The organism is Acinetobacter sp. ACNIH1 (assembly GCF_002934695.1).
GTDB classification, from domain to species: domain Bacteria; phylum Pseudomonadota; class Gammaproteobacteria; order Pseudomonadales; family Moraxellaceae; genus Acinetobacter; species Acinetobacter variabilis.
Genome location: NZ_CP026426.1, coordinates 239,281 through 257,654, shown reverse-complemented (window position 1 = coordinate 257,654; position 18,374 = coordinate 239,281). Strand labels below are relative to the sequence as shown.

Annotated in this window: 16 protein-coding genes and 3 pseudogenes; 10 read left to right on the top strand and 9 right to left on the bottom strand. The window is 40.6% G+C overall.

Annotation, left to right across the window (positions count from 1 at the left end; genetic code table 11):
- Window positions 1-208 precede the first annotated feature (208 nt).
- The 3 genes from C3F22_RS18185 (at window position 209) to acnA (ending at window position 4,451) form a co-directional block, all read left to right on the top strand.
- Entirely contained in the window at window positions 209-1,126 is a 918-nt protein-coding gene (locus C3F22_RS18185; RefSeq protein WP_004812122.1) for a DnaJ C-terminal domain-containing protein, read from the top strand.
- Window positions 1,127-1,137: 11 nt separating this feature from the next.
- A complete protein-coding gene (locus tag C3F22_RS18180) occupies window positions 1,138-1,449 on the top strand; it encodes a chaperone modulator CbpM (protein WP_004812124.1) in 312 nt (103 codons plus the stop codon).
- Between the two features lie 245 nt (window positions 1,450-1,694).
- Window positions 1,695-4,451: an aconitate hydratase AcnA gene (acnA, locus tag C3F22_RS18175; RefSeq protein ID WP_004812125.1), complete on the top strand. Its 2,757-nt coding sequence runs from the start codon at window positions 1,695-1,697 to the stop codon at window positions 4,449-4,451.
- Between the two features lie 664 nt (window positions 4,452-5,115).
- On the opposite strand, the pseudogene C3F22_RS18165 reads toward acnA, so the two are convergent.
- The 4 genes and pseudogenes from C3F22_RS18165 to C3F22_RS18150 form a co-directional block, all read right to left on the bottom strand.
- A pseudogene (locus C3F22_RS18165) lies at window positions 5,116-5,355 on the bottom strand (integrase core domain-containing protein); the annotation flags it as partial.
- A 175-nt stretch (window positions 5,356-5,530) separates the two neighbouring features.
- Window positions 5,531-5,815, bottom strand: a complete 285-nt coding sequence (locus C3F22_RS18160) for a putative quinol monooxygenase (RefSeq protein ID WP_004281848.1) — start codon at window positions 5,813-5,815, stop codon at window positions 5,531-5,533.
- Between the two features lie 20 nt (window positions 5,816-5,835).
- Window positions 5,836-6,834 (bottom strand): zinc-binding alcohol dehydrogenase family protein, encoded by a 999-nt coding sequence (locus C3F22_RS18155; RefSeq protein ID WP_004812129.1) that lies wholly within the window; start codon window positions 6,832-6,834, stop codon window positions 5,836-5,838.
- 71 nt (window positions 6,835-6,905) lie between these two features.
- Complete coding sequence (locus C3F22_RS18150) at window positions 6,906-7,646, bottom strand: SDR family oxidoreductase (protein WP_004812130.1); 741 nt, start codon at window positions 7,644-7,646, stop codon at window positions 6,906-6,908.
- A 135-nt stretch (window positions 7,647-7,781) separates the two neighbouring features.
- Here C3F22_RS18150 and C3F22_RS18145 point away from each other — a divergent pair, with 135 nt between their 5' ends.
- Window positions 7,782-8,681: a LysR family transcriptional regulator gene (locus tag C3F22_RS18145; protein WP_004812132.1), complete on the top strand. Its 900-nt coding sequence runs from the start codon at window positions 7,782-7,784 to the stop codon at window positions 8,679-8,681.
- Window positions 8,682-8,731: 50 nt separating this feature from the next.
- On the opposite strand, the gene C3F22_RS18140 is transcribed toward C3F22_RS18145, so the two are convergent.
- Window positions 8,732-9,748, bottom strand: a complete 1,017-nt coding sequence (locus tag C3F22_RS18140; RefSeq protein ID WP_004812134.1) for a zinc-dependent alcohol dehydrogenase family protein — start codon at window positions 9,746-9,748, stop codon at window positions 8,732-8,734.
- Window positions 9,738-10,733, bottom strand: a complete 996-nt coding sequence (locus tag C3F22_RS18135) for a zinc-dependent alcohol dehydrogenase family protein (RefSeq protein ID WP_004812136.1) — start codon at window positions 10,731-10,733, stop codon at window positions 9,738-9,740. Before C3F22_RS18135 ends, C3F22_RS18140 begins: the two co-directional genes overlap by 11 nt.
- A 467-nt stretch (window positions 10,734-11,200) precedes the next feature.
- On the opposite strand from C3F22_RS18135, the gene C3F22_RS18130 reads away from it, so the two are divergent.
- The 3 genes from C3F22_RS18130 to fghA all read left to right on the top strand — a co-directional run bounded on the left by C3F22_RS18130 (window position 11,201) and on the right by fghA (window position 13,630).
- Entirely contained in the window at window positions 11,201-11,476 is a 276-nt protein-coding gene (locus C3F22_RS18130; RefSeq protein WP_001133624.1) for a metal/formaldehyde-sensitive transcriptional repressor, read from the top strand.
- A gap of 21 nt (window positions 11,477-11,497) precedes the next feature.
- A complete protein-coding gene (locus tag C3F22_RS18125) occupies window positions 11,498-12,610 on the top strand; it encodes an S-(hydroxymethyl)glutathione dehydrogenase/class III alcohol dehydrogenase (protein ID WP_000842149.1) in 1,113 nt (370 codons plus the stop codon).
- A 228-nt stretch (window positions 12,611-12,838) separates the two neighbouring features.
- Window positions 12,839-13,630, top strand: coding sequence for an S-formylglutathione hydrolase (fghA, locus tag C3F22_RS18120; protein WP_104427080.1), 792 nt, complete (start codon window positions 12,839-12,841; stop codon window positions 13,628-13,630).
- A 31-nt stretch (window positions 13,631-13,661) separates the two neighbouring features.
- On the opposite strand, the gene C3F22_RS18115 is transcribed toward fghA, so the two are convergent.
- Window positions 13,662-14,794, bottom strand: a protein-coding gene (locus tag C3F22_RS18115; RefSeq protein ID WP_228203603.1) for an IS3 family transposase whose coding sequence is annotated in 2 segments (ribosomal slippage) — window positions 13,662-14,542 and window positions 14,542-14,794 — 1,134 coding nt in all. Because the reading frame shifts where the segments join, the coding sequence is not laid out codon by codon here.
- A gap of 89 nt (window positions 14,795-14,883) precedes the next feature.
- Between C3F22_RS18115 and C3F22_RS18870 the strand changes: the two are divergent.
- A pseudogene (locus tag C3F22_RS18870) lies at window positions 14,884-14,955 on the top strand (esterase); the annotation flags it as partial.
- 333 nt (window positions 14,956-15,288) lie between these two features.
- Window positions 15,289-15,603: a putative quinol monooxygenase gene (locus C3F22_RS18105; protein WP_004812141.1), complete on the top strand. Its 315-nt coding sequence runs from the start codon at window positions 15,289-15,291 to the stop codon at window positions 15,601-15,603.
- A 73-nt stretch (window positions 15,604-15,676) separates the two neighbouring features.
- On the opposite strand, the pseudogene C3F22_RS18865 reads toward C3F22_RS18105, so the two are convergent.
- A pseudogene (locus C3F22_RS18865) lies at window positions 15,677-15,949 on the bottom strand (hypothetical protein); the annotation flags it as partial.
- A gap of 11 nt (window positions 15,950-15,960) precedes the next feature.
- Window positions 15,961-16,842: an IS982-like element ISAba9 family transposase gene (locus tag C3F22_RS18100; RefSeq protein WP_004282326.1), complete on the bottom strand. Its 882-nt coding sequence runs from the start codon at window positions 16,840-16,842 to the stop codon at window positions 15,961-15,963.
- Window positions 16,843-17,145: 303 nt separating this feature from the next.
- Here C3F22_RS18100 and C3F22_RS18095 point away from each other — a divergent pair, with 303 nt between their 5' ends.
- Window positions 17,146-18,303, top strand: coding sequence for an iron-containing alcohol dehydrogenase (locus C3F22_RS18095; protein WP_004812142.1), 1,158 nt, complete (start codon window positions 17,146-17,148; stop codon window positions 18,301-18,303).
- The last annotated feature ends 71 nt before the right edge of the window (window positions 18,304-18,374 follow it).

Below are 18,374 nucleotides of genomic sequence, written 5' to 3'. Positions count from 1 at the left end.
ATCCTAATCATGATTTCGAACAGGCTAATTCAAAAAAGACAAGATTATTTAGCGGCTGTCGTCAGAAAAATATAGATTATCCTATGATTTTAAAGAATTATTTCTTATGTAAAAGAAATAATTTATAACAAGAAAAATCTTTAAAAGGTTTTTTTAGCTATAAAAAAATTGAATAATGAATAAAACATAAACCACCAATAGGGCAGAGATGACCAAGAATTATTATGAAATATTAGGTGTACCTCGAGATGCAACTGTTGAGCAAATTAAAAAAGCTTATCGTAAACTTGCCAGAAAATATCATCCCGATGTCAGTAAAGAAGCTGATGCAGAAGAGCATATGCAACAGTTAAACATTGCTTACGATGTGTTAAGTAATGATGAAAAAAAAGCAGAATATGATTTTGAATTAGACCATCCACAGAATAGCCAGGGTAGGGATGCTCATAAATATTATTCAAATATGGGCGGACAGGATTTTACAGGGTTTGAAGACTTGTTTGGTCGCTTTGGTGGCGGTTTTGGTGGTTTCAATGAACAGCGTTATCAGGGTCGAGCATCCTATAGAGGTGATGATCAACACGCGACTCTAGAAGTAGATTTGGATGTTGCATTCCATGGTGCAACTCAAAATGTCACTTTACAGATTCCAACTATCAATGCGTACGGGCAAGCAGAAGTACAGCGTAAAGTCTTAAAAATTAAAATTCCAAAAGGCATGAAAGCAGGGCAAAAAATTCGTTTAACCGGACAGGGGCAACCGGGTATTCATGGGGGGGAAAATGGTGATCTGTATATTGAAATCCAATACAAAGCTACAGATTCAACTTATGCTGAAAACGCGGATGTCTATCATCATCTGAAGATTAGTCCATGGGAAGCAGCACTTGGACAATCGATTACGGCAAGCTTACCCAATGGTAAACAACTCAATATTCAAATTCCAAAAAATGCCAAAACAGGTCAACAATTACGTTTAAAAAATCAGGGGATTCCTGCTAAAGATGCAGGGCATTTATTCCTCATCCTCGATATTGTGCAACCACCTGCACAAACTGAACAAGAACAACAGGCTTATGAAGCATTTGCAGCAGCATTCTCCAAATTTAAGCCGAGATCATCATAAGGAGTAAAATTATGACGACAGTTAAATATTATGAGGTGGTCTTAGAAGATATCCAACAGGCAGAAGTTGTAGATGAGCAACAACGTTATGATTTAAATAGTTTTGCTCAAGTTTGTGGTCAAAGTCCTGAATGGATTCTGCAACTGATTGAATACGATATTTTGCCGAATCGCGTAAATGCATCAGATTTATATTTTTTAGTGGATGATGTGGCACGTGCACAAAAAGCGTATCGTTTACAGCGTGATTTTGATGCAAGTTTTACTGCTGTAGCCATGATGTTGGATTTAATCGAAGAATTAGAGAGACTTCGACGTTTATAGACACAGAACAAAGTAATACGCTGGTCAATTTAGCTTATGTCCTTAGGATGGGCAGAAACGTTGTTGATGCCAGATTTGAAATGTCGGCAACTCTCTGGAAAAATGCCCTGGCAGCCTTGCATTTAACTGGCTAGCGCAATCCGATAATAAATAATAACAAACCCACCGCTCAGTTAGCATACAGTAAGTAAAGAAGTGGTTGACTGTGATCATAAAAATAACAGCTCAAGCAGGAGGGAAGCTAGATGGCCAAGTATACTGATATCAATAGTTTTAATACCTTAGAAACATTAACCGTCGGTTCAGAACACTATCAGATTTTCAACCTATCCAAATTGCAAGTGCAGTTGGGCGACCTGTCCCGGCTGCCCAAATCTTTAAAGGGCTTGCTGGAAAATTTATTACGTTTTGAAGATCAGCTCACGGTGAAGACCGAGCATATTCATGCCTTGGCAGGATGGCTTAACGACCGAACTTCAGAACAGGAAATCCAGTATCGTCCGGCACGGGTGCTGATGCAGGATTTTACCGGTGTTCCTGCAGTGGTTGATCTTGCTGCAATGCGTGCAGCAGTGGCCAAAGCCGGCGGTGATCCGGAAAAAATTAATCCGTTGTCACCGGTGGATTTAGTCATCGATCACTCGGTGATGGTCGATTACTTTGCCAGCCCGCAAGCTTTTGAGCAGAATGTTACCATTGAGATGCAACGCAACGGCGAACGCTACCAGTTTCTGCGCTGGGGGCAGGCGGCACTCAATCAGTTTCGCGTGGTGCCGCCAGGAACCGGGATTTGCCACCAAGTCAATCTGGAATATCTGGCACAAGTGGTCTGGAGCAATGAGGTCGATGGGCAGCGCTTTGCCTTTCCTGATACCTTGGTCGGTACCGATTCACATACCACCATGATCAATGGCTTAGGCGTGTTAGGCTGGGGGGTAGGTGGTATTGAGGCGGAAGCGGCCATGCTAGGCCAACCGATCTCCATGCTGATTCCGGAAGTGATCGGCTTTAAGCTTACCGGTAAACTCAAAGAAGGGATTACAGCAACTGATCTGGTGCTGACCATTACCCAGATGCTGCGCCAAAAAGGCGTAGTTGGAAAATTTGTCGAATTTTATGGTGATGGCCTGGCCGATTTACCCTTGGCGGACCGTGCCACGATTGCCAATATGGCACCGGAGTATGGCGCTACCTGTGGCTTTTTCCCGGTTGATGAGGTGACGCTTTCCTATTTACGTTTAACAGGACGTCAGCCGGAAAGAATTGCCTTGGTAGAGGCTTATAGCAAGTTGCAAGGATTATGGCGCAATCCGGGGGATGAACCCGTCTTTACAGATACGCTGGCTTTAGATATGTCGACGGTAGAAGCCAGTCTAGCGGGTCCGAAACGCCCACAGGATCGTGTACTATTGTCACAAGTGCCGAGAACCTTTGATGCCTTCATGGATCTGACCTTGAAACCGGTCAAAGAAGAAAAAGAGCGTCTGGAAAATGAAGGAGGGGGAGGTACGGCTGTTGAAGCGAGACAGGCCAACCTGCCCCATGAAAATGTTTTTTGTATGATTGAGGGTAAAAAATATCCGTTGCAGCATGGTGACGTGGTGATTTCAGCGATTACCTCCTGTACTAACACTTCGAATCCCAGTGTCATGTTGGCAGCAGGGCTATTGGCCAAAAAGGCAATCGAAAAAGGTTTGCAGCGGAAACCCTGGGTGAAAAGTTCACTGGCTCCAGGTTCCAAAGTGGTTACCGATTATCTCAATGCAGCAGGGTTGACGCCTTATTTGAATCAACTGGGTTATAACCTGGTAGGTTATGGTTGTACCACCTGTATTGGTAATTCGGGACCTTTACCTGAAGCGATTGAAGAAGCTGTGCAATGTTTCGATTTGAATGTAGCCTCAGTGCTTTCCGGAAACCGTAACTTTGAAGGACGAGTGCATCCTTTGGTGAAAACCAATTGGTTAGCATCTCCCCCCTTGGTTGTTGCCTATGGTTTGGTCGGGAATATTCGAACTGATCTCACTGCTGAGCCGATAGGTGAAGGCTTTGATGGGCAAGCAGTTTATTTAAAAGATATTTGGCCGACACAGATGGAAATTGATGCCGCACTGCAGAACTTGAATACTGAGATGTTCCATAAAGAATATGCGGAAGTGTTTGAAGGTGATGCCAAGTGGAAAGCGATCCAGATTCCTCAAAGTCAAACCTATACTTGGGATGAACAATCGACCTATATCCGACATCCACCCTTTTTTGCAGAAATTGATCAGCCGGTGCGACCAATTCAGCAGATCAAACAGGCACGGATTTTGGCTGTATTGGGAGATTCAGTCACGACGGACCATATTTCCCCTGCAGGCAACATCAAAAAAGATAGTCCTGCCGGACGATATTTGCAGCAACAGGGGGTTGATGCAAAAGACTTTAACTCTTATGGATCCCGCCGTGGCAACCATGAGGTGATGATGCGAGGCACCTTTGCCAATATCCGCATCAAAAACGAAATGCTGGGTGGGGAGGAAGGTGGCAATACTCTGCATATTCCAAGTGCAGAAAAACTCTCGATTTATGATGCGGCAATGCGCTATCAGGCAGAACAAACCCCACTCGTGATTATTGCCGGGAAAGAATATGGCACCGGTTCTTCACGTGACTGGGCGGCCAAAGGCACCAACCTATTGGGGGTGAAAGCAGTGATTGCTGAAAGTTTTGAGCGGATTCACCGTTCTAATCTGGTCGGCATGGAGGTGTTACCTTTACAGTTTGTGGAGGGTCAGAACCGGCAGATCTTGAACCTGACCGGGCATGAAACCCTATCAATTCTAGGATTGTCGGATGATATTCATCCGCATCAAATGCTGGATGTAGAAGTGCAACATACCGATGGTACATATAGCCATTTTCAGGTGTTGTGTCGTATTGATACCTTGAATGAGGTGGAATACTTTAAGGCAGGTGGGATCTTGCACTATGTTTTACGCAATTTGCTCGCTTCCTAAATTGGATGATGAAAACCCGACACCGGCCACAATGCCGGCCAGTTAAGCAGTTTTACTGACTTATTTATGCGAAATGATTTTAATGACATTGCAAATTATGACTAAATTGAAAGAACTCTGCGAAACTTAGTTCAAGAAGGTGAGCTAATTAAAGTGGATTATGGTATTTATACCAAAGTAAGAAAAAACCAAATGACCGGAAAAATAATACCAGCCTTTCTAGAAGGCGCTGATGCAGTGATCTTCGAGGCATTAAAAAGATTGGATGTACAGATTACGTTGGGTAAGGCTACGGAAAATATTTATCTGGTCAACCCACCCAGATTCCAGTCTTTACTCAAATTAAAACCCTACATCGTTTTATACGCCAATTGTCTGTAGGTTGTAGCCAATTAATGCCTGATATAAAAACAGTTTGCAGATGTCGCTGATGGACTTGGTATTGGTGCAATTTCTATGTGTAGACAGGTAAGTGTCCGCCGAACCTGATATGATCCTCGAAAGTTAGACGGTTGATTAAGCAGCTTTAAGGACTGATTTCTATATACAAAGGGAGAGCCTTTTAATATCACCTTGATTCATCATATTGAAATACTGGTACTACAAAATAGCACTATTCATGTGATTAAACCGTACCGGGTTTGTCGGAGACTTTTTATTTAAGTTAGGCCACAAACTCAAAAGGTGACACATAATCTAACGCACTATGTAAACGTTCCTTATTGAACCAATCTACCCAGTTTAGTGTCGCAAGTTGTACATCTGCTAAACCTTGCCAATCTGCTTTTAAATATTCAATCACCTCTGTTTTGTATAAGTCATTCACAGTCTCAGCCAAAGCAATATCATATGAATCACCAGTCGTACCGACTGATGCTCGTAAATTTGCTGCCTCTAAACGATGACATTATTGTCAAAATGCAGGGTATGGGTGGCTCCCCTTAGGGGCATAATTTGTTGAATCCTAGGTTACTATTAAAAAATCAGAAAAAATAGGAGCTTATAGCTCCCATTTTTTGTTAGCTTTCCAAGTCCCTATGTTAATTTGAAGAATACTTCATCATAACGTTCGAATACAGCTATATTTTTTTGATTTCTACAATATCACTGGATTCAATGAGCGATTGGATATTACCAAATAAACTTTGAATATAATCAGACGCTATATGGATATCTAAATCCTCCCTGCTACGCCATTCTTCTAAGAAGAAATATCTACTCGAGTCATTTTCGCTAATATAAAGCTCATATTTCAAGCATCCTTCTTCGTGAAGCGTAGGCTCTATTACACTTTTTAAAAGCGCTTCTAACGTCTCTTTTTGATCTGACTTTGCCTTAAAGTTCGCAATTACTGAAATAGTCATTATTTCACCTTTAATTTGTTTTAGAAGTTTTCTAGTACAATTTTGCCTTTTGACTTACCTGATTCAAGTAACTTATGCGCCTTCTCCAAGTTTGCAGCGTTAATTTTGCCTAGATTTTGGTTGAGGGTACTTCTAATTTTTTGCTGGTCAACTAATTGAGCAACCTGTTGCAATAGATCACCTTGCTTTTCAATATCATCGGTTTCATACATTGAACGGGTGAACATCAGCTCCCAATGGATAGAAATAGATTTAGTCTTAAACGGCATAATATCAAATGTTTGTGGATCATCGATCAATCCAAGCTTGCCTTGTGGTGCAATCAGAGAAACTATTTGCTTGATATATGTTTCTGTATGATTTGTAGAGAATACGTATTTTGGTTTTTCAATGCCTAGTGTATCGATTTGTGCATTCAAATCTTTGCTATGATCAATGACATGGTCGGCACCCAGTGATTCAACCCAAGATTTCGTTTCTTCACGTGAAGCTGTTGCTATAACGGTCAGATTTGTTTTTGCTTTTAGGAGTTGGATAGCGATAGATCCTACACCGCCTGCACCACCAATAATTAGAATACTGCCAATTTCTGTTTCTGAAATTTGAAACCGATCAAACAGCATTTCCCATGCCGTTATTGCAGTTAATGGCAATGCTGCTGCTTCTGCATTAGATACTGTAATGGGTTTAAGACTGATAATTCGTTCATCGACTGCTTGAAACTCAGCATTACTACCATCTCGGGTTAAATCGCCAGCATACCAAACAGAATCTCCTACTTTAAATGAGGTAACTTTTGAGCCAACTTCGATAATTTCCCCAACGGCATCCCAACCTAAAATACGATTATTTGCTTCAGACGAATTTTTTCTCACTTTGGTATCAACTGGGTTCACAGAAATTGCCTGAACTTTTACCAGTACATCACGCTCCTTAAGCGTAGGCTTAGCTTTTTCAATATCTACCAATGAATTTTTAAAATCATCATGGTTATTTATAACATACGATACGGCTTTCATAGATTTGTCCTTAACTTTAAAAATATAGTAAAAATGGGAGCAAGGTGCTCCCATTTTTTGTTATTCAATTATTAAAACTCTTGGCTCGTTGGGCGTAAAACAATTTCATTAATATCTACATCCGCAGGCTGTTCAATTGCATAAGCAATTGCTCGAGCGACTGAGTCAGCTGGTATAGCTTGTTTGTAGAAATCAGTAACAAACTCTGAACTTTCTTTATGAGAAGAACCAAATTTTAGTTCTGACTCAACTGCACCAGGCTCAATAGTAGTCGTTCTAATTGTTCCCCCAACTTCATGACGAAGTCCTTCAGAGATGGCTCTTACAGCAAACTTAGTACCGCTATAAACAGTACCTCCTGGACTAAATACTTTTATCCCTGCAACAGATGCGAGATTAATAAAGTGTCCAAAGTTTTGTTTTTGGAAAACAGGTAGAGTAGCTGCTATACCATAAAGAACACCTTTAATATTAATGTCGATCATACGATCCCATTCATCAACTTTTAGCTCACTTAATGGTGCAATAGACATTAATCCAGCATTGTTTACCAATACATCGATTTGACCAAATGCGCTTAATGCCTTTTCAATAAGTGCTTGTACTTCATGTGGTTTGGTTATATCCATACCAATAAATTCAGCTTGACCACCTTCAGTACGAATGTCGTGAACAATAGCCTCTAATTTTTCAGTACGTCTAGCACCAAGTACAACCTTTGCACCTTTTTTAGCAAGTAAGCGAGCAGTAGCTTCACCTAAACCACTACTTGCACCTGTGATAACAATAACTTTATTTTCTATATTATTCATACAAGTGCCCTTCAACCTATCTGTCAATCATATTTGATGGATTAAGTATTACAGCCTTGTTAGGTATAATAAATGAATAATATTATCTTTCAGAATTCCTATTTACGGAATAATTACCAGACCACAGGATTGGACATGCAGAACAAATTGGAAATGATGCGTATCTTTTGTGTCGCAGCAGAGTCTCGAAATTTTAAAGAGGCAGCAACTCATCTGGGTATTTCCCCACAGGCAGTGACACGGGCAATAAAAGAGCTAGAAGAGCAGCGCGGAGAGATTCTGTTTTACAGGAGTACTCGACAAATTAAAATTACCGCTGATGGTGAGCGTCTGGCAAAGCAAGCACGTTTTGCGGTGGGATCGATCGATGCTTTGTTTGTAAAAGACACCAAGGAAAAACGAGATGAAATGCGTGGGACTGTGCGTCTTACTGTGTCGTCTGTGTTAGGGCGCAAATTGGTAGTACCTGCACTAGCAGAATTTGCCACACGTTATCCAGATATTGTCGTGGATTGTGTGCTAACAGATTCACACTCGGATGTGATCGATGAGCGGATAGATATCGGGATCAGATTTGGATTTTTGCCGGACAATCGATATGTGGCAAGGGAATTGGCGAAAGTGAACTTTTATTCTGTGGGTACGCCAGAGTTAATTGATAAGGTTGGAATGCCCAAAAAAATTATTGACCTAGATAAATACCCTCTAACAGCATTAGTCGATCATAAAACAGGACGTTACTGGCCATGGACATTCACCGAAAGTCGAAGCTTTACGCCATCAAAGCCCCGTTTTATTACAGATGATCTAGAAGCTGAATTTCAAGCGATTCTCGCTGGAGTTGGATTCGGACACATGCCTGGATTTCTAGTTTTGCCGTGGCTTAGGAGTGGTAAGCTCATTCAGATACTTCATGAGGAAACCTCTCCTGTTTGGCGCCTGTATTTATATCGTCCACAGCGGGGCCCGACACCTTTGCGAATCCGAGCATTGTTTGATTACTTAGTGGAAGTGCTGGGCCATATAGAAACCTGAATCAGAAGGAACTAACCTTTTTTCTAGAAAGTAGAAATCAGATAAGACCATCATGTATTTAGAGTAACTACAATTTTTCCTATTTGCTGATTTGATTCAAGATAGCGCTGAGCGTCATGCATGTCCTCAAAGTTAAAGCAACAGTCGATCACTGGACGAAGATATCCTGCACCTATACTGCTAAGAATAAATCGTCTGGCTTGCTCCCTTAGAACAGGGTCATGCAGAACCTCAAGGAACAAAAAACCTCGCATAGTTAAGCTCTTGCGTAATGCAATTTTTAGGGGGAATGGTGTGATCTCCGGGCTAAGTGCACCATGCATAACCATCGTTCCTCCCACAGACATCGCTTTTGCAATCTGTTCAATATGTGGCCCTCCTACAGCATCGAAGGCGACATCAAGATATTCTCCACCCAAACGTGAAACAAGCGCCTCATACAAATCTGGTTCATCTTCACTGGCTATAACATTTTTAACACCGAGATCCAGTAAACGTTGCTTTTTCTCTATCGTCTGTGTACTTGCAATGACCTTAGCACCCGCTGCTTCAGCGATCTGTATCGCAGCTAGTCCTACGCTACTTGAAGCTGCTGTGATCAAGATCGTTTTGCCTTTCGAAACTCCACCAGCATGGATTACACCACCCCAAGCCGTCAAATACTGCATCCAGATTGAAGAAGCTTCTTCCCAGCTTAAACTATCGGGTTTGTGAACTAAAAAAGTTTCTGGAATCAGAAGCTTGTCCGTATATGTCCCATATTTGGCTAGATTGTCAGTCGGAAGAATCGATACTGCATCTCCTGGAGAAAATTGGCGTACACCTTCACCTATTGCCAGAACTATGCCTGCTCCCTCATATCCCAGACGAGAAGGGAATACTGCCTTTTGAATATAAGTACCACGCCGAAACATTACATCAGCCCGGTTGAGTCCGATCGTTTTCATCTGGATTAGAACTTCTCCTGCTGCTGGTAAAGCAACAGGAAGTGTTTCTAATGTCAGAACATCTGTATCTCCAATACTATTGAAGCGCCAAGTCTTGGCCTGAAGTGCGTTAAATGACATCAATCACTACCTTAATATTGGCAGAGCGATCTTGAACAGCATCATGAGCCTCAATCGCTTGGTCTAGAGTAAAATGACGAGGATCAACAATAGGACGCAGTTTACCTTCCTCAACGAGACGAGTCGCGATCTTAAGGATATCACCATGATGAGAACGGCGATTGCCTGTTAACATCGGCATTAGGACGAATACGCCAGACACTGTGGCACACCGTAGAGATGAACTCGCTAAATTATGATTACCAAATGCAGCACAGCTGGTAATGTGGCCATAGTGAGTTGTCATGGAAAGTGAAGCTTCGAGTACTGGACCACCCACAGTGTCGTAAACAATGTTAAAACCTTGACCCTCAGGGCTTGCAGCAATAATGTCATCGGAAGATGCTGTTGTGTAATCGAGAGGTGTTGCACCGAGTTCTGAAATCAGTGATTGATCAGCTGTACGACCAGTCGCCCAAACATTTGCATCAAGTGCTTTTGCAAGCTGAACCACCATATAACCAACGCCACCAGCACCACCTTGAACCAGTACAGTTTGCCCTGGTTGGACCTTCGCATTATCCACTAAACCTTCCCAAGCGGTGAGGAACGTCAATGGTAGTACTGCTGCCTCGCGCATAGAGATATTCCGTGGCTTTAATGCGATCAGATCAGCATCTGCTACAACATATTCTGCTAAAGATCCTTGAAGATTACAAACGCCACCAATCAGACCGTAAACTTCATCTCCGACGTTGAAGTGAGTGACACCTTCACCAATAGCAGTTACAACCCCAGCCATATCTGTTCCCAACACGGCAGGAAGCTCTGGCATAGCATATGGTGCTTCACCAAGACGAATTTTATAATCAATAGGGTTTACACCACTGGCATGAATACGTACTAGAACTTGCCCAGCCTCTGGTTGAGGTATAGGGAGTTCTACACGTGTAAATTCATGAGCACCAAAATTTTCTAGGATAAGAGCATTCATCATCTTATTCATAGTTGTTCCTTATTCTTAACTGGGGGATGATATGCACAGTACCAAAGTAAATTAATCCAATAAATGATATTTATAGGATTTAATAATTCCTAAATAATGAATAATAAATATCATCCGCTCACTAAAAATATTCTAGTACAGTCTGTAAAGGCAGTTTAATCTAAACTGTCGGTAGTATTTTCAAGGCTTGAAACGTTCAAAATATCTACAAAGTGGCTAAAATTTGAAACATAATTCTAAAAGGTCACAGCATTACAAAGAACATGAGCCAAAATAAAAAATGGCAGCTAAAAGTCCCATTTTTTTGTGACCTTCGCATAAGCTCTACGACGTTAATTTAAAAAAACTAAAAACAGGGATAGAAAATTTTCGCTAAAGACCTTTTTGATTTTTCGATTTATAAAAATTATTGCTTTTTTTATACTATGGGGTACTATAGTATAAATGCTAGCAAATAAGGAGGTCTGATGCCTAATCAGGTTGAAGACAAAAAAAAGATTCTTCTACGCGTCAGAAAGATCAAAGGTCAGACGCAAGCGATTGAAAAAGCGTTAGAAGACAATGTGGAATGTGGTGCAATTCTGCAACAAATATGCTCTGTGCGTGGTGCTATTAATGGTTTAATGAATGAGATGTTAGAGGTTCATTTAAAAGACACTTTAGTATCAGGTGAAACCACAGAACAACAACGAAAAGAAGAATTGGCTGAAATCGCCAAGATTCTAAAATCATATTTAAAATAGATCTGTATAAGGAATTATTCCATGAAGTCACGTGCTGCCGTTGCGTTTGGTCCTGGTCAACCTCTTCAAATTGTTGAGGTTGATGTTGCACCACCGAAGAAAGGTGAAGTATTAATCAAGATCTCCCATACCGGTGTGTGTCATACAGACGCATTTACTTTATCTGGCGATGATCCTGAAGGTGTTTTTCCGGCTATTCTCGGGCATGAAGGTGCTGGTGTCGTAGTTGAGGTTGGTGAAGGCGTGACTAGCGTCAAACCAGGTGATCATGTAATTCCACTTTACACCGCTGAATGTGGCGAGTGCGTATTCTGTAAATCTGGAAAATCGAACTTGTGTATTTCCGTTCGCGAAACTCAAGGTAGAGGCGTAATGCCAGATGGCACCACTCGTTTTTCCTATAATGGTCAACCGATTTACCACTATATGGGCTGCTCAACGTTCAGTGAATACACGGTAGTGGCAGAAGTATCATTGGCTAAAATCAATCCTGAAGCCAATCACGAACATGTCTGCTTACTAGGTTGTGGTGTCACAACGGGTATCGGTGCAGTACACAACACCGCTAAAGTACAAGAAGGTGATAGTGTTGCGGTCTTTGGTTTAGGTGGTATTGGTCTAGCAGTCGTACAAGCCGCACGTCAAGCTAAAGCAGGACGTATTATTGTGGTTGACATGAATCCAGATAAATTTGCGCTGGCAAAAGAGTTTGGTGCAACGGACTTCTTGAACCCTAAAGACTACGATAAACCGATCCAGCAAGTAATTGTCGAAATGACTGGCTGGGGTGTAGATCATTCATTTGAATGTATTGGCAACGTGAATGTAATGCGTGCAGCCCTTGAAAGTGCACACCGTGGCTGGGGACAATCCGTAATTATTGGTGTAGCTGGCGCAGGTCAAGAAATCTCTACCCGTCCATTCCAACTAGTTACTGGTCGTAAATGGTTAGGTTCTGCTTTTGGTGGCGTAAAAGGTCGCACGCAACTTCCAGGAATGGTTGAAGATGCCATGAAAGGTAAAATTCAATTAGAACCATTTGTGACACACACCATGGGCTTGGATCAGATCAATGAAGCCTTTGATCTAATGCATGAAGGTAAGTCAATTCGTACTGTAATTCATTACGAGTAATTCCGTCAGGCCTTATACTTTTCCATGCATGTGCATCATGAATGACATGCATGGAATCCTCTAAAACGGCACATCATCTGTAAAACAGATCTATCTGTGCAGGCATCGTGTATAGCTTCAATAAACCTGCCTACATTTTAAATCTTTATCACTATTCTCTGTGAAGAATGTCGGACTCTTTGTTTACTCGATTTCTCATGAAGTCTTGCTCAACATAGGTAATTGATTATGGAAATAATTGAGAAACATGCTTCTTTTGGTGGATCGCAAGAAGTGTATCGCCATCAGTCAATAGCATTAAACTGTTCAATGAAATTCTCAATATATCTGCCACCTCATGACAAAGATGAGCGGTTGCCAGTTTTATATTGGTTATCAGGACTGACTTGCAACGAACAGAACTTTATTACTAAAGCCGGCGCACAAAAGTATGCGGCTGAACATAAAGTCATTATTGTTGCACCAGATACCAGCCCACGTGGAGAGGATGTACCAGATCATGCAGATTATGATTTAGGCCAAGGCGCAGGATTCTATGTAAATGCAACAAAAGCCCCCTGGTCACAGCATTTCAAAATGTATGATTATATTGTGGAAGAGCTCAGAAATCTGATAGACCTGAATTTTCCGACCAATCAAGTCCAAAGCATTATGGGGCATAGCATGGGTGGTCATGGTGCATTAGTAATTGGTTTAAAAAACCCTGAGCTGTATAAAAGTATTTCTGCTTTTGCACCAATTGTTGCACCTAGCCAAGTACCTTGGGGGAAAAAGGCTTTCACACACTACCTAGGTGAAACCGAAACTTTATGGAAAAGCTATGATGCGATTGAATTAATCAAAAACGCTGAAGTTCATTTACCTATTTTAGTCGATCAGGGAACAGCTGATGATTTTCTTGAAGAACAGTTAAGGCCTAAGCTTCTTAGTGATATTTGTTTGGAACAAGAATATCCTCTTACACTTAACCTAAGAGAAGGGTATGACCATAGAGGTGGTCCCACATGTTTGAACAACTAAAAGCTTATTTATAAGTGATACTCTGCTCTAGTTAAGCTACCTTATTTTGTTGTGGTAGCTGGTCATAGTAAAACTCATCTGGAGTCATTTTGTCCAGACTCGAATGAGGTCGTTTCAAATTATAAAATTCAAAATATGCGTTTAATTGCTTCTTCGCATCCAAAACATTGCTGTAGGCTTTGAGATACACCTCTTCATATTTAACGCTCCGCCATAATCGTTCAACCATCACATTATCAACCCATCGACCTTTACCATCCATACTGATTTGAATGCCATTTGATTTCAATACATCAATAAATGCATCACTGGTAAACTGACTGCCTTGGTCTGTATTAAATATTTCAGGTCGACCATATTTTTCAATAGCTTCATTTAATGTTTCTATGCAAAATGTAACCTCCATACTAATCGATACTCTATGCGCAAGTACCTTGCGGCTATGCCAATCAATCACAGCACATAAATAAACAAAGCCTTTTGCCATAGGGATATACGTTATATCCGTAGACCACACTTGATTACTGCGCTGAATAGCCAATCCTTTGAGCAGATATGGATATTTGCGGTGAGCTTGATTAGCCTGGCTTAAATTTGGTTTGCAATATAACGCATTAATGCCCATTTTCTTCATTAAAGTACGTGTATGACGTCGTCCTATATGATGTCCTTGACGATTCAACAAATCACGCATCATACGGCTACCTGCAAAAGGGTATTGCATATGTAACTCATCCATACACCGCATCAGCTTCAGATCTGATGCACTCACAGGTTTTGGGCGATAGTAATAACAACCACGGGAGACTTTCAGCAGCTGAGCTTGCTTAGATACTGAAATCTGAAGTGAGTCATCGATTAACTTTTGTGGTTGAAGCGGCCCAGTTTCTTCAACACACCTTCTAAAAAATCAATTTCTAATGCCTGCTCACCGATTTTTGCATGTAGTTTTTTTAGATCGATGGGTGGTTCTTTTGGAGCTTTTGATTGATCGAAAGCTTGCGAGGAAGCTGAAATCAGTTGATTTTTCCAGTCGATAATTTGGTTTTGATGAACATCAAATTCAGCACTCAATTCAGCAAGTGTTTTTTCTGCTTTAATCGCAGCAAGTGCTACCTTAGCTTTAAAATCATTTGAATGATTTCTTCTTGGTCTACGTGCCATAAAATACTCCATATATTGATGTTTATAACATCATTTGGGAAGCAAAATATCACTTATAAGTGTTGTTCAAATTTCCTGATCCACCTCTCCATAGCTATTACTTCATTGCGAGCTTTATAGAGAAACATCTAGAGTTTCACAGCAAATTCCTAGCTAAATAACTTTCATAGATATGAGGATGTACATGTTGTTCTTGAATGTCTCTTGAGCAATATAATTTCCAGATGAAGAGGTCAGCTTATAAATCTAAGGACGAATCAATTGATCCTTATATAACTAAGATTGAATTTAATCATCTCATATCTTAATTTTTTGATTCAAATGTTAATGATATTAACTTGAATAAATTCATAGCATTATGCCGAAATAAAAAAATCAGATTTTGGCTCAGCTATGGGAATTTTTTTTAACTTTTATACAACAAAACTTTCTGACATGCATCCATTAGCAATGTCAGAATCGTTTGAATTCTAATCAATTGTGGAGTTTTAGTCATGCTTAAAACAGCTTTATATGTCCGCCTTGAAGCTAAACCGGGTAAAGAAGACGAAGTGGAAGCTTTCCTTAAAGCCGGTTTACCTATTGTAATGGAAGAACCTGCGACAGTTGCGTGGTTTGGCCTACGTCTTGGGCCTACAACATTTGGTATTTTTGATGCATTTCCTGATGAGGCGGGTCGCCAAGCACATTTATCTGGCAAGGTTGCAGCTGCTTTGATGGCTCAGGCCGATGAGCTATTTTCAGAGCCACCATCAATTGAAAAAGTAGATGTTTTGGCTAGTAAACTACCAGCTCATACTGACGCCTAAATGTATGAAAGTGCTGCCTGAAATTTCGAATGAAAGACAGCACTTCAACCCTTTGAGGTTTGTCGGAGGCTTTTTATTCAAGTTGGGCTACTTTATTTAATGGCTTAATTTCATCATTTACATGGATCAATATCAAAACAGGGTAAATAAACGAATGCACCCATGTACATGCTTTATATTGAACCAATATATTTAATTCACTGTCGCATTTGTACATCTGCTAAACCGTGCCAATCTGCTTTAAATATTCAATCACCACTGTTTTAGCCAATGCGTTCATGACCATGTCAGTAGTCATACGTGTTGATACCTTTCATCCAACAATCGCTCGTGAAAATACATCAATAAACGCCAATCTCAACTTAAAATAAGATTTTCGAATTGAATTGGTGAATGACCAAGCTTTTTATTTAGCACCACACAAATTGTATGCGACAGAATTTTACGAGTTATGCGGTGGGTTAAATGCCATAGATCTTTTGCCCTCACTTTCTGAATGTGAAAGCGATCTGTTAATTGACCAATCACTGTTTCAATCTTTCTTCTGGCTTTCATCAGTATTTGCAGTGTCTCTTTAGGTCTGAAATCTATCATGTTTTTTCTAAAGGGTGTTTGTAAATCAATACCCTGATATTCATAATATCGTTTCAATTCTGGTCTTAAATAGCCCTTATCTGCTCCCAGTAAACCGTAAATATCATTCGTAATTTCAGGTGCAACATCTCGCTCATCACAATGAGCAGGTGCAAAGGTATAACCCGAAATCATGCCTGAAAGATTAATGACGATATGAGCTTTGAAACCATAATATTTTTCTTGTTTTGCAGCACAATAACTAAAACCTGCGTATTCTTTAAAGTTTTTATGCTTTCTAGCTCTGGTATAACTACAGACAGGGAGTGGGAAGCCATCAATAAAGTGAATGTTATCTGAACCATAACGCTGAATGAGCTGTGCCATAATGGATTGACTGACATGCCACAGGTTTGCACAATGTTTACAGAAATTGGGATAAGATCCTAATTTTGGAAACCATTCTAACCAATTGTTTTTGAAATACATCCAAATATTTTTGTCTGTATCTAAACCAAGAAATTCACCTACTATTTGCATAGTGATGATTTCTGCATCAGTAACAGCAGGCGGAAAACCACGAGTTCTCAGGGGCTGAGTAACAACAATGGGATAAAGTTCTTCTATGATTACATAGACAAAAATGATAAATTCTTCAATGGACATAACTTTGCTTTAATTTCTTGGTGGAAACTAAAATAGGGTTATGTCCTTTTTATTTCAATCACTTAAAAAGTTGAGATTGGGGTATCAATAATAAAAGCGGTATAGAACAAGCCTGGATTTTTTAACCATCACTAAAGTTGCAAGCTGAAATAATTTTTATAAAAATAGACGACTGGTCTATTTTTATGTATAGTCACCACATGGTATAGGCAAAAGCCGCAGTGTTGTCCAATTTTTTAAAGTTTATTTGATGAATAACGGTGGTTTTTCAAATCAATTAGTTGATCATCCTAGGATAAAAATATGCTGAATTTTAACTTTTATAATCCGACCCGCATTATTTTTGGTGGCGATACAATAGCTAAAATCAATGACTATGTGCCTACAGAAGCAAAAGTATTAATGTTGTTTGGTGGTGAAAGTGCACGTAAGAATGGTACTTTAGCTGAGGTGCGTGAAGCATTAGGTGCAAGAGAAATTCATGAATTTGGCGGAATTGAGCCGAATCCGAGTTATGAAACCCTCATGAAAGCCGTAGAGCTGATTCGAGAACAAAAGATAGATTTCTTGATGGCTGTCGGTGGTGGATCGGTAATTGATGGTACTAAATTTATTGCAGCAGCAGTCAATTATACAGGGGATACATGGGAGATTTTAGAAACCCATGGTACTAAAATTACTCAAGCTTTGCCTTTTGCAAGTGTACTCACCCTTCCGGCAACTGGTTCAGAAATGAATAGCGGTGGGGTAGTCACCAGAAAATCGACCCAAGCCAAGTTGTCATTTAGCAGTCCCTATGTTTTTCCGCAATTTTCCGTACTCGATCCGAATAAAACTTTTAGCTTGCCGACACGCCAGTTAGCTAATGGCGTGGTCGATGCATTTATTCATGTCATGGAACAGTACTTAACTTACCCTGTGAATGCACAAGTACAAGATCGTTTTGCCGAAGGTCTATTGCAAACTTTGATTGAGATTGGGCCGAAAATCTTGGAAGATTCAGCAGATTATGACACGCGTGCGAATTTGATGTGGGCTGCTAGCATGGCACTGAATGGGCTAATTGGAGCTGGTGTACCACAAGATTGGTCAACCCATTTGATTGGACATGAGCTCACGGCTTTACATGGTATTGATCATGCTCGTACCTTGGCGATTGTGTTGCCGGCCAATCTACAAGTGCGTCGTCAAGAGAAGCGAGAAAAATTACTACAGTATGCAGCTCGTGTCTGGCAGATTGTCGAAGGTGATGAAGAACAACGTATTGATACTGCTATTGCTCGTACTCGAGCCTTCTTTGAGGAACTTGGATTGCCGACTCGTCTTAGTGATTATGGGCTGGGGGAGACAGATATTGAGATCATCATTACGCAACTTAAATCACATAATCTTACACAGCTAGGCGAACATAAAAATGTTTCATTAGAGATCAGTCGCCAAATTCTCGAGATGAGCATCTAAGCTAAATGCGCGTATCTGGCATGCTCTGACCCTGTAACAATGCTCCTCAATCATGAAAATTATCGGAGAAA